Source organism: Pseudomonas sp. v388 (genome assembly GCF_003935425.1).
GTDB lineage: Bacteria > Pseudomonadota > Gammaproteobacteria > Pseudomonadales > Pseudomonadaceae > Aquipseudomonas.
Window position 1 is genome coordinate 82787 of record NZ_RHQN01000013.1, and the last position, 10552, is coordinate 93338.

Consider the following 10552-nt stretch of genomic DNA (forward strand, 5'->3'; position numbering starts at 1 on the left):
TTACAACACCACGCTGGGCAGCCACAACGAGATGGCCGGAATGTAGGTGACCAGCATCAGCACGAAAAACAGCGCCACATAGAACGGCAGCAGTGCCTTGACCGTCGCCTCGATGGTGACCTTGCCCACCGCCGCGCCGACGAACAGCACCGCGCCCACCGGCGGCGTTATCAGCCCGATGCCCAGGTTGACCAGCATGATCATGCCGAAGTGCACCGGGTCCACGCCGACACCGACGATCACCGGCAACAGGATCGGGGTGAGGATCAGGATCAGCGGCGCCATGTCCATCACCGTGCCCAGCAGCAGCAACATCACGTTGATGCACATCAGGATCACATAGCGGTTATCCGACAGGGTCAGGAACGCGGTGGTGATCTTCATCGGGATTTCCATCAGCGTCAGGATGTAGCCGAAGCTGGCAGCGAAACCGATCAGGATCATCACGATGGAAATGGTGCGCGCCGCCTTGTGCATCAGCTTGGGCAGGTCGCGCCATTTGTAGTCGCGGTAGATGAACATGGTGACGAAGAACGACCAGACCACGGCCACGGCCGCCGATTCGGTGGCGGTGAACACGCCGCTGAGAATACCGCCCAGGATGATGACCATGGCCATCAGGCCCCAGAGCGCTTCGCCGGCGATTTTCAGCGCCTTGCGCAGCGGGATCACTTCACCCTTGGGGTAGTTGCGACGACGGGCGAAGATCATGCACAGGCCCATCATCACCGCGCTGAGCAGCAGGCCCGGCATGATCCCGGCCATGAACAGCGAAGCGATGGACACCGTGCCGCCGGCCGCCAGCGAGTACAGCACCGAGTTGTGGCTCGGCGGGGTCAGCAGTGCCTGCACCGAGCCGCTGACGGTCACTGCCGTGGAGAAATCACGCGGATAGCCGTTGCGTTCCATTTCCGGAATCAGCACCGAACCCACCGAAGCGGTATCGGCGACCGAAGAACCGGAAATCGCGCCAAAGAAGGTCGACGCGGTGATGTTCACCAGCGACAGACCGCCGCGCACGAAGCCCACCAGCACCCCGGCAAATGCCACCAGCCGGCGTGACATGCCGCCTTCGGCCATGATCGCGCCGGCCAGCACGAAGAACGGGATCGCCAGCAGCGAGAATTTGTTCACCCCGCCTGCGACCTGGATCATCAGTGCGTCGAACGGGATCTCGATCCACCACGCGCCGATCAATGCCGCCAGGCCCAGGGCGTAGGCCACCGGCATGCCGATCAGAATCAGTGCGATGAAGCTGCCCAACAGTATGAATGCGTCCATTTATGCGGCACCTTCGCTTTCTTCCACCAAATCGAAACGCACGGCCCGGCGATGGCTTTGATCGCCGAGGAATAATTTTTCAAGCACGAAGATCAGGGTGATCACGCCACCGATGGGAATCGGCAGGTAGGAAATCCCGACCCGTACCGAAGGCATTTCGCCCAGGTACTGATTCCAGGTGGTCATGCACAGCTTCCAGCCTTTGACGGCCATGAACAGGCACACCACCGCCATCAGGATCTGCACCGCCACCGCGGCAATACGCCGAGTGGCCTCGGGCATGCGGTCCACGGCCATGGACACCGCCATGTGTGCACCGGCGCGGTAACTGGCGGCGGCACCGAAGAAGGTGAACACCACCATCAGCAGGATCGCCGTAGGCTCCGGCCAGCTGGAACCGGTGCCCAGTACGTAACGGGCAAAGATGCCCCAGGGGATGATCAGTGACATGGTCAGCACCGACAGCCCGGCGATGCCGATGCTGATCCGGTACAGCAGGTCATTGAAGCGCAATATCGAATTTTTCATGAAGATCTACCAAGGCTGCGGCGCACGGACTGGAGATCCGGCGCCGCACGGCTTAAAAAACTGCTGGTGAGAAAACGGCCGGATCAGTTGACCGCTTCGATGCGCTTGATCAGATCGGCATACGGCGCGCCGTATTTGGCCCGTACCGGCGCCGTCGCGTCGTAGAACGCCTTCTTCTGGTCGGCGCTCAGGGCGATGAACTCCACGCCACCGGCCTTGAGCTTGGCTTCACTGTCGGCGGACTTCTTGTCCCACAACACGCGCTCTTCAGCCTGGGCTTCCACCGCCAGCTTTTTCACCAGGGCCTGCTGCTCGGGGGTGAGCTTTTCCCAGGTGGTCTTGGCCATCACCACAGGCTCGGGCAGGATCAAGTGCTCGGTCAGGGTGTAGAACTTGGCGTTCTGGTAGTGGTTGTGTTCCAGCATGGTCGGCGGGTTGTTTTCCGCGCCGTCGATCACGCCGGTCTGCAGGGCGCTGAAGATTTCCCCGGTGGCCATGGCGATACCGTTGCCGCCCATGGCGTTGACGGTGTCGATGAACAGCGGGTTGCCCTGCACACGAATCTTCATGCCCTTGAGGTCGGCGATGTCGCGCACCGGCTTCTTGGTGTAGAGGTTGCGCGTGCCGCCGTCCATCCAGGCCAAGGCGACCATGTTGAAGTTGGAGTTGGTGATCTTGTCGAGGATCTCCTGGCCGATCTCGCCATCGATGATCTTGCGCATGTGCGCATGGTCACGAAAGATGAACGGCAGGTTGAACACGTTGACGTCCGGCACTACCGGACCAACGATGCCCAGGCTGACGCGGGTCATCTGCACCGCGCCGCTCTGCACCTGCTCGACCACTTCCTTTTCCGAACCGAGCACGCCGCCGGCGAACATCTTGAAGCTGATGTCGCCGTTGCTCTGTTCCTGAAGCTTCTTGCCCATGTTTTCTTCAGCCACCACCGGCGGGTAGCCCTTGGGGTGGACTTCGGCGAACTTGATCTTGACGTCGGCCCAGGCCGCATTGGAGATGCAAAAGGCCAGCGGGAGTGCCGCGATGAGTAACTTGCGTTTGAAATCCATGGATATCTCCGATGTTGTTGTTTTTGGTCGGTGCCGATAGGAATTCACAGCTGGAATGTCGGTGCGATGGGCGCAATCAGCCCTGGAACGTGGGCTCCTGAAGACCTTTGACGCCGGGCCGCAAGGCGAACACGCCACCGGCCAGGGGTTGATCGGTCAGATCGCCGCCGGGGCGAATCGAGGTCACGAACAGGGTGTCCAGGTCCGCGCCGCCAAAGGCGCACATGGCCGGCTTTTTCACCGGTACGGCCAGTGAGCGGTCCAGCTTGCCCGCCGGCGTGAAGCGGTGGATCAGGCCGGCGTCGTTGCCGCAGATCCAGTAACAGCCATCGGCGTCCACCGCCGCGCCGTCAGGGCGGCCGGGATGTTCGTTCATGTCCACGAACAGGCGCCGGTTGTGCGGCGTGCCGCTGTCGGTGTCGTAGTCGAAGGCCCAGATCTTCTGCACGCCGGGGTGCGAGTCGGAGAGGTACATGATCGTGCCTTCCGGGCTGAAGCCCAGGCCATTGGGCACGATGAAGCCGTCCAGTTGCGGTTCCAGGCTTCGCTGCCCGGCCTGATAGCGATACAGCGCCCCGACCACGGCACCGGCGTTCATGTCCATGAGCATGGTGCCGGCCCAGAAGCGGCCCTGGCGGTCGCAGCGGCCGTCGTTGAAACGCATGCCGTCCCGGGCGTGGCGGACGTCGACCAACGGTGTGGCGACCAGTTGGTCGGTATCGTCGGGCTGCACATGAAACAGGCCGGTTTCCATGCCGGCGATCCAGCCGCCAGTGGCGTGGGCCGCGATGCAGGCCAGCATCTGCGGCGCCTGCCAGCTGCGGCTCTGGCCGTCCAGGCTCCAGCGGTGCAAGCGCCCGGCCGGAATGTCCACCCAGTACAGCGCCTGGTCGCGAACGCTCCAGACAGGGCTTTCACCGGTGGCATTGCGCGCATCGAGAATCAGTTCAGCGTCCATGGCATCTGCATCTCTGTCATAAGGGTCAGAACGGGAAACGGTTACTCGTCACCGAACGGGCCGGCTGCCACGAAAGCGCCGCCCTGGTACACCATGGCCGGATCATCGGCGGCCGGCATCGGTTGCGCTTCCACCTTGTCGCGGAACACTTCCGAACAATCCTTGGGGGTGAAACCCAGATGGCTGGCCAGGTGGTTGTTCCACCACACGGTCTTGTTGTCCGACACGCCGTAGACCACCGTATGGCCGACATTCGGCGTATACAGCGCGCGCTCGATCAGTTGGGTCAGGTCGTCGAAGCTCAGCCAGGTGCTCATCATCCGGCGGTTCTGCGGCTCGGGAAAGGAAGAGCCGATGCGGATGCTGACGGTTTCGATGCCGTAGCGATCGAAATAGAAACTGGCCATGTCTTCGCCGTAGGACTTGGACAAGCCGTAGTAACCGTCCGGACGGCGTGGGGAGTGGGCGTCGAGGGTTTCGTCCTGTTTGTAGAAACCGATCACGTGGTTGGAGCTGGCGAAGATGATGCGCTTGACGCCATGGCGCCGCGCTGCTTCGTAGATATGGAACACGCCGCAGATATTGGCGCCGAGGATTTCCTCGAAAGGTCGTTCCACCGACACGCCGCCGAAATGCAGGATGGCGTCTACGCCATCGACCAGCTGATGCACGGCTTGTTTGTCGGAAAGATCACAGATCTGGACTTCTTCGCCGCTGCCGGCCGGCGCCATGTCCGCGATGTCGGAGAGTCGCAGTGTCTTTGCGTAAGGCCGCAGTGTTTCGCGCAATACTTTACCCAGGCCACCTGCCGCTCCGGTGAGCAGGAGGCGATCGAAGGGTTTTTGCGCGGTCGGATCCGTTGCCATGAGAGTGTCCCTGATTGTTATTGTTTTTGTCATCTGTTGTCGTATGACTATTGGGATTATCGACATCGGCCGCGCTGGTTGTCAACGCGGCCGATCACAAAGTTTTTCCGCTGCAAACCCTGCCCAGGACAGCTTTTCGCAGCAGAACCCGCTTTGCGGGCGGGCTTGCGAGCCTGGCGTCAGAGCAACGAAATCGGGTAGCTGATAAAGATCCGGTTTTCGTCGAACTCATTGGTGCTGAAGTCGCGGCGCAGGGTCGAGTTGCGCCATTTCAGGTTCAGGTTCTTGAAGGTGCCGCTCTGCACGGTGTACGCCAGTTCCGACTCGCGGCCCCATTCCTTGCCGTCGGTAATGGCGCCGGTGTGCACGTTGTCACCGCTGATGTAGCGGTTCATCAGGGTCAGGCCGGGAATGCCGAGGGCCACGAAATTGTAGTCATGGCGCAGCTGCCAGGATTTTTCGCGAGCGTTGTCGTAGCTGGAGTTATAGCTGTCATTGGCCAGTGTGCCGCCGCTGGTGCCGTTGACCCGCATCCAGGCGCTGTCGCCGGTGAGTTTCTGCAGGCCGACGTAGAACGTGTGACCACTGTATTTGGCGGACAGCAGCGCATAGGCAGTCTTGTTATCCAGGTCGCCGGCCAGCTGGCTGCCGTCTTCCTTGCCGATGAAGTAGCCCAGGTTGGCGCCCAGGGTCCAGTCGCCCAGCGGCTGGCTGTGCAGGACATTGAGGAACTGCTGCTGGTAGATGTCCTTGAGTTCGGCATGCCACAGGCCGATCTGGGTGCGCTTTTCGTTGAACACGTATTCGCCGCCGGCGAAGTTGAAGCGGTCGGAGACAAAGGCGCCCCGGCCGTTCATCGACATGTCTTCCATGCTCGCATCGTTGCGCGGGCTGTTGCCGCGGAACTGGCCGCCGTAGAGCGTCAGGCCGCTGATTTCCTTGGAGGTGATCTGCCCGCCGCGGAAAGTCTGCGGCAGGGATCGGCCGTCGTCGGAACGCAGGATCGGCAGCACCGGCATCCACTCGCCGACCTTCAGTTCGGTCTGGGACAACCTGGCCTTGCCCGCCACACCCAGCCGCCCGAAATCATCGGCCGGGCGCCCGTCGCTGTGGATCGGCAACAGCTGCGTGCCGCCGGTGCCGCGTCCGCCATCGAGCTTGACCGAATACAGGCCCAGCACGTCGACGCCGAAGCCGACCAGGCCCGGCGTGAAGCCGGATTTGGCGTCGAGAATGAAGCTCTGGGTCCATTCCTCGGCCTTGCCTTGCGGCGCCGCGCTGCTGGGGTAAGCCGGGTTGGTGAAGTTGCGGTTGAAGTAGGCGTTGCGCAGGTTGAGCGTGGCCTTGGTGTCGTCGATGAAGCCTTCGGCCATGCCCAGCAGCGGGAAGGCCATGCCGAGTCCTCCCAGACCAAGAATGACCTGCGAACGAGTGTTATGAGATTTCATTGTTGTGGTGCTCCCTTTTTGTCGAAATCTTCCGCTCCTCTGGCCGCGCCCATGCGGCGGCCGACACCCAGGAGAATGTGACCCGGCCGTCGAACGGCCAGGCAGCGCCATCGAAATCAGCGAGATCGATGGCGGCGGATAGGGGTGTCGTGTGCTTCGAGAAGGGAAAGCGTCGTAACGGCAAGGGATGCCGTGGCTTTCAGGTGCGTGCAAGCTGAGACGTAAGTCACCATGGGAGAGGCCCCGATTTTTGTTGTTATTGTTTTGGTGTCATAAGTTGTCGTATGACTGGCCGGGATTATTTGCAGCCCGCGATAAATTTGTCAACGCATCTGCTCAAGGTTGGCTCGGTGTCCAAACCATTGCCCCTGGCAGGCGCCGGAATATGACTGAACGCTGCGCTTGCTATGGCGTCCACCCCATACCTCAAGCCAATCTTCAGGAGCGTATTGATGAATCGTTTCACCCAAAAAGTCGTTGTCGTCACCGGCGCCGGTTCCGGAATCGGCGAAGCCACTGCCAAGCGTTTTGCCCGGGAAGGGGCCAGGGTGGTGCTGGTCGGGCGCAACGAGGAAAAACTTTCGAAGGTGGCCGCTCAGCTGGAAGGTGAAGGGCACCTGGTGCGCGCTGCGGATGTAGCGGACCTGAGCCAGGTGGAAGCGCTGTTCGGCGAGGTGGCAAGCCGCTTTGGTCGCCTGGATGTACTGGTCAACAATGCCGGTATCGTCAAATCCGGCAAGGTCACCGAACTGCAGCCGCAGGACTGGAAAGCACTGATGTCGGTGGATCTGGACGGGGTGTTCTATTGCACGCGCACCGCCATGCCCGCGCTGATCGCCAGCCAGGGCAGCATCGTCAACGTGTCTTCGGTGTCGGGATTGGGTGGCGATTGGGGCATGAGTTTCTACAATGCTGCCAAGGGCGCAATCACCAATTTCACCCGGGCGCTGGCACTGGATCACGGGCCGGACGGCGTGCGCGTCAATGCCGTTTGCCCCTCGCTGACCCGCAGCGAGTTGACCGAGGACATGCTGGGCAATGAGTCGTTGATGGCCAAATTCAAGGAACGGATTGCGCTGGGGCGTCCTGCGGAGCCGGAAGACATCGGCGATGTCATCGCATTTCTGGCCAGCGACGACGCGCGTTTCATCACCGGGGTCAATCTGCCGGTGGACGGCGGGTTGTCGGCCTCCAACGGCCAGCCTCCACAAGCCTGAAGCAGGCTGACGTGACAGACAGACAAGAACAGCACAGAGGCAGCGATGAGTACCTTCCAACACGTCGACGCCAATCGGGAGGGCCGCGACTTTGCGGTAGGCGACATTCATGGACATTTCATTCGTGTACAACGGGATCTGGACGACATGGGCTTCGATCCCGGCCGGGACCGACTGTTTTGCGTCGGTGATCTGGTAGACCGCGGGCCGCACAGCCTGCTGGCGCTGGAGTGGCTGGACAAGCCGTGGTTCTTCGCCGTCCAGGGCAATCACGAGGCGCTGGCCATCGACCATGTGCGGGGCCAGCCGTTGGACTACTCGATGTACATGGCCAGCGGCGGCGCCTGGTTTCTGGAGTTGCCTGCCGAGCAGCAACAACACCTGGCCGATCGGTTCGCCCGGATGCCCATTGCGCTGGAACTCGATACCGCTCAAGGGCTGATCGGTTTCGTGCATGCCGATTGCCCGTTGCCGACCTGGGATCTGCTGCGCTCGGTCATGCTCGGGCAACTGGCGGGGCGTGAGCAGATTCAGGAGCCCTGCCAGTGGTCCCGCAAGCGCCTGCGCTCGCGCGATACGACGGGCATTCCCGATCTGCGTGCGTTGATGGTCGGCCATACGCCTGTGCCCCGCGCCGAAGTGCTGGGCAATGTCTTTCACATCGACACAGGGGGGTGGAAAACCGACAGCACCGGGTACTTCACTTTTGTGGAGCTGGCGACCCTGCGGCTCAACGGCCCACCCGTGCGCTGAGCCCGCAATACGGTCGTTCGTCTGTTTGACCGCTGGATACGCAGGGCTTGGCCATAATTTCAGCGGACGGCACTGACTGTGCGCGCCTGTCTTTCAACAGGAGACCCGCGATGGCCAAGTATCGCAATGCGTTGCCGCAAATGAGCGGCGAGCTGTTCCTGACCGATGGCGGCATCGAGACGACATTGGTCTTTCACGAAGGCGTCGAACTGCCGCACTTCGCGGCCTTTCATTTGCTGCAAAGCCCCGAAGGCACGGCCGTGCTGCACAAGTGCTACAGCGCCTATGCCGACATCGCCACCCGCCTGGACACCGGGCTGATCCTGGAAGCGGCGACCTGGCGCGCCAGCCGGGACTGGGGCGAGCGCCTGGGCTATTCGGCCTATCTGCTCGAAAGCGCCAATCGCAAGGCAGTAGCGTTGCTGGAGGCAGTGCGCGGCGCCTATGAACAGGCCGTCAAACCGATCGTCATCAGCGGTTGCCTGGGGCCGCGTGCCGACGGGTACCGCGCCGAAAACAAGATGAGCGTGGCCGCGGCCCGTGACTACCACGCCGCGCAGATTCACACCCTGGCCGACACCGAAGTCGACATGCTGTGTGCCATGACCCTCAATTACACAGACGAAGCCACCGGTATTGCCCTGGCGGCCCGCGATGCCGGCATGCCATTGGCGATTTCCTTCACGGTGGAAACCGACGGCAGGCTGCCGGACGGGCCATCGCTGCGCGACGCCATCGAACAGGTGGATCGGGAAACCGACAGTTACCCGCTGTACTACATGATCAACTGCGCCCATCCGACCCATTTCCAGACCATGCTGAATCAGGATACGGGTCCGTGGCAGGGCCGGATTCGCGGTATTCGGGCCAATGCGTCGAGCAAAAGCCACGCCGAACTCGATGCCGCCACGGAGCTGGACAGCGGTGATCCGGCCGAGCTGGCCAGCCAGTACGTGGAACTCAAGGGCCAGCTCGAGCAGCTCAATATCCTCGGCGGCTGCTGCGGCACCGACCCGCATCACATCCGCGAAATAGCCCGCCTGTGCCGGCCATTGTTCGCACCTGAACACTGAGCCGCCGTCCTCAGGAGCCGGCTTGCTGGCGAACAGGCCGGTACGGTCGCTGCAGTTGGGGCGGCAGGGAATATGCCTTGGCGAGCAAGCTCGTTCCTGCAGCGAGACGGCCGGCACAAAGGTGGACACTTGGCGCGGTGAGGGCGGTGATTGTGTTTCATCGGCGCATCAATAATGCCTTTGCATCTGGATTCAACCAAAGGACAGCACCTTCAGGGATAACACATTGTCCAGCGGGTTGGCCGCACTTTCGATATATCGCCCATTCGCGGCCACTTTGAAGTCACGCAATAACACCCGACACAGACGGGGTGCGCTACAGTTAAAACGCACACTTCAGGGTGTAGATGAATCATCTTCGTACTGCGATGAAACATGTGTTTTCTGAAACAGTGTCACTTACAGGACGGCGCAAGGATGCTTTACGTCAGTGTCCAGAGGTCGAGCACTTCGATGCGTTAATCATCCATCCCAACAGAAAGTATCATCATGAATACACCGTCTGAAATCGATATTTCAGGCCTCAGGTGTTACGACAAGATAGTCGATGATGTCACCTACAGCGTTCCACGAGGTATTACGCGTGAGGCCAGGGGCCGCGTCTGGATCGTCAGAGTCCTGAAAAACAAGCAGGTGCAAGTTTCCGCCCGCTTTACCGATCTGCGCTTCGGGGGCACACGTCGTGCGCTGGACGCGGCGATCATTCATCTGATTCACAGCGGCCACGCCTGGCTGCGCGACGATGTCCTGCAACTGAGCGACAGCGCCACTGCGCACTGGCGCAAGCGCAGCGGCGTGGGATTGTGCGCGGTGGCCTACGTGGCAAACAAGGGGCCGGGGCGGGGTGAAACTTTCTTTCTTTCCACCTACAAGCGGGTGGCCAGCGGCCGGGGGATGGATAAGTTTCGCGCCAAGCTGGTGGAAGTATTGGAAAGTGCTTATGAAATGCATCATCAGGGCGTTACCACCCCGTATTCGATACAGAAAAAAATTCGCCAGGACATTGATCAGTTACTTGAAAGTCAGGCGCTTCGTGCGTTTCTTGCGGCAGGTAAAAGAAAGGCCGATCAGATTGCCGTTACAGAATACATAGAGCGACTGTCTCATAAAGTTGGACACTGACAGCAACTGCCCGCATAAATAACTGCGCCTATCGTCCGGTCGATGGCGTATTGTCCGCCGTCACCTGGCAGCGGTTACTGTAACTTTGGTGATACATCAGACAAACACAAGCCCGGCAAAGGCCGGGCTGGGAGTGTGCGGCGAAGGACTTACCCCAAGCGATTGGCACCGACGCGATCAGCACCGTCGGCCGCTACACGGTTGGCACCGACGCGATCAGCACCGTCGGCCGCTACACG

10 protein-coding genes are annotated in these 10552 nt (G+C 61.1%); 4 read left to right on the forward strand and 6 right to left on the reverse strand.

Annotation, left to right across the window (positions count from 1 at the left end):
* The 6 genes from EGJ27_RS24440 to EGJ27_RS24465 form a co-directional block, all read right to left on the reverse strand.
* Positions 1-1281: a TRAP transporter large permease gene (locus EGJ27_RS24440; protein WP_125833312.1), complete on the reverse strand. Its 1281-nt coding sequence runs from the start codon at positions 1279-1281 to the stop codon at positions 1-3.
* Positions 1282-1809, reverse strand: a complete 528-nt coding sequence (locus EGJ27_RS24445; protein ID WP_125833313.1) for a TRAP transporter small permease — start codon at positions 1807-1809, stop codon at positions 1282-1284.
* An 83-nt stretch (positions 1810-1892) separates the two neighbouring features.
* On the reverse strand, positions 1893-2876 hold the full coding sequence (locus EGJ27_RS24450) for a TRAP transporter substrate-binding protein (protein WP_125833314.1): 984 nt from the start codon (positions 2874-2876) through the stop codon (positions 1893-1895).
* Between the two features lie 76 nt (positions 2877-2952).
* Positions 2953-3834, reverse strand: a complete 882-nt coding sequence (locus EGJ27_RS24455) for an SMP-30/gluconolactonase/LRE family protein (protein WP_125833315.1) — start codon at positions 3832-3834, stop codon at positions 2953-2955.
* Positions 3835-3875: 41 nt separating this feature from the next.
* Positions 3876-4700 (reverse strand): NAD(P)-dependent oxidoreductase, encoded by an 825-nt coding sequence (locus tag EGJ27_RS24460; protein WP_125833316.1) that lies wholly within the window; start codon positions 4698-4700, stop codon positions 3876-3878.
* A 179-nt stretch (positions 4701-4879) separates the two neighbouring features.
* Entirely contained in the window at positions 4880-6148 is a 1269-nt protein-coding gene (locus tag EGJ27_RS24465) for an OprD family porin (protein ID WP_125833317.1), read from the reverse strand.
* A gap of 452 nt (positions 6149-6600) precedes the next feature.
* Between EGJ27_RS24465 and EGJ27_RS24470 the strand changes: the two genes are divergently transcribed.
* The 4 genes from EGJ27_RS24470 (at position 6601) to EGJ27_RS24485 (ending at position 10313) form a co-directional block, all read left to right on the forward strand.
* Positions 6601-7365 carry an SDR family NAD(P)-dependent oxidoreductase gene (locus EGJ27_RS24470; protein WP_125833318.1) on the forward strand — a complete coding sequence of 255 codons (765 nt, stop codon included), beginning with the start codon at positions 6601-6603 and terminating at the stop codon, positions 7363-7365.
* Between the two features lie 45 nt (positions 7366-7410).
* Entirely contained in the window at positions 7411-8118 is a 708-nt protein-coding gene (locus EGJ27_RS24475) for a metallophosphoesterase (protein ID WP_125833319.1), read from the forward strand.
* 110 nt (positions 8119-8228) lie between these two features.
* The gene (locus tag EGJ27_RS24480; protein WP_125833320.1) at positions 8229-9191 is read left to right on the forward strand and encodes a homocysteine S-methyltransferase family protein; all 963 of its coding nucleotides are present in this window, start codon (positions 8229-8231) and stop codon (positions 9189-9191) included.
* A 489-nt stretch (positions 9192-9680) separates the two neighbouring features.
* Entirely contained in the window at positions 9681-10313 is a 633-nt protein-coding gene (locus tag EGJ27_RS24485) for a hypothetical protein (RefSeq protein ID WP_125833321.1), read from the forward strand.
* Positions 10314-10552 lie beyond the last annotated feature (239 nt).

What these genes read in the sequence shown, in the direction of transcription:
- EGJ27_RS24445 (WP_125833313.1), bottom strand. Translation starts at nt 1,809, where the DNA reads ATGAAAAATTCGATATTGCGCTTCAATGACCTGCTGTACCGGATCAGC.
- EGJ27_RS24465 (WP_125833317.1), bottom strand. Translation starts at nt 6,148, where the DNA reads ATGAAATCTCATAACACTCGTTCGCAGGTCATTCTTGGTCTGGGAGGA.
- EGJ27_RS24440 (WP_125833312.1), bottom strand. Translation starts at nt 1,281, where the DNA reads ATGGACGCATTCATACTGTTGGGCAGCTTCATCGCACTGATTCTGATC.
- EGJ27_RS24485 (WP_125833321.1), top strand. Translation starts at nt 9,681, where the DNA reads ATGAATACACCGTCTGAAATCGATATTTCAGGCCTCAGGTGTTACGAC.
- EGJ27_RS24480 (WP_125833320.1), top strand. Translation starts at nt 8,229, where the DNA reads ATGGCCAAGTATCGCAATGCGTTGCCGCAAATGAGCGGCGAGCTGTTC.
- EGJ27_RS24475 (WP_125833319.1), top strand. Translation starts at nt 7,411, where the DNA reads ATGAGTACCTTCCAACACGTCGACGCCAATCGGGAGGGCCGCGACTTT.
- EGJ27_RS24455 (WP_125833315.1), bottom strand. Translation starts at nt 3,834, where the DNA reads ATGGACGCTGAACTGATTCTCGATGCGCGCAATGCCACCGGTGAAAGC.
- EGJ27_RS24470 (WP_125833318.1), top strand. Translation starts at nt 6,601, where the DNA reads ATGAATCGTTTCACCCAAAAAGTCGTTGTCGTCACCGGCGCCGGTTCC.
- EGJ27_RS24460 (WP_125833316.1), bottom strand. Translation starts at nt 4,700, where the DNA reads ATGGCAACGGATCCGACCGCGCAAAAACCCTTCGATCGCCTCCTGCTC.
- EGJ27_RS24450 (WP_125833314.1), bottom strand. Translation starts at nt 2,876, where the DNA reads ATGGATTTCAAACGCAAGTTACTCATCGCGGCACTCCCGCTGGCCTTT.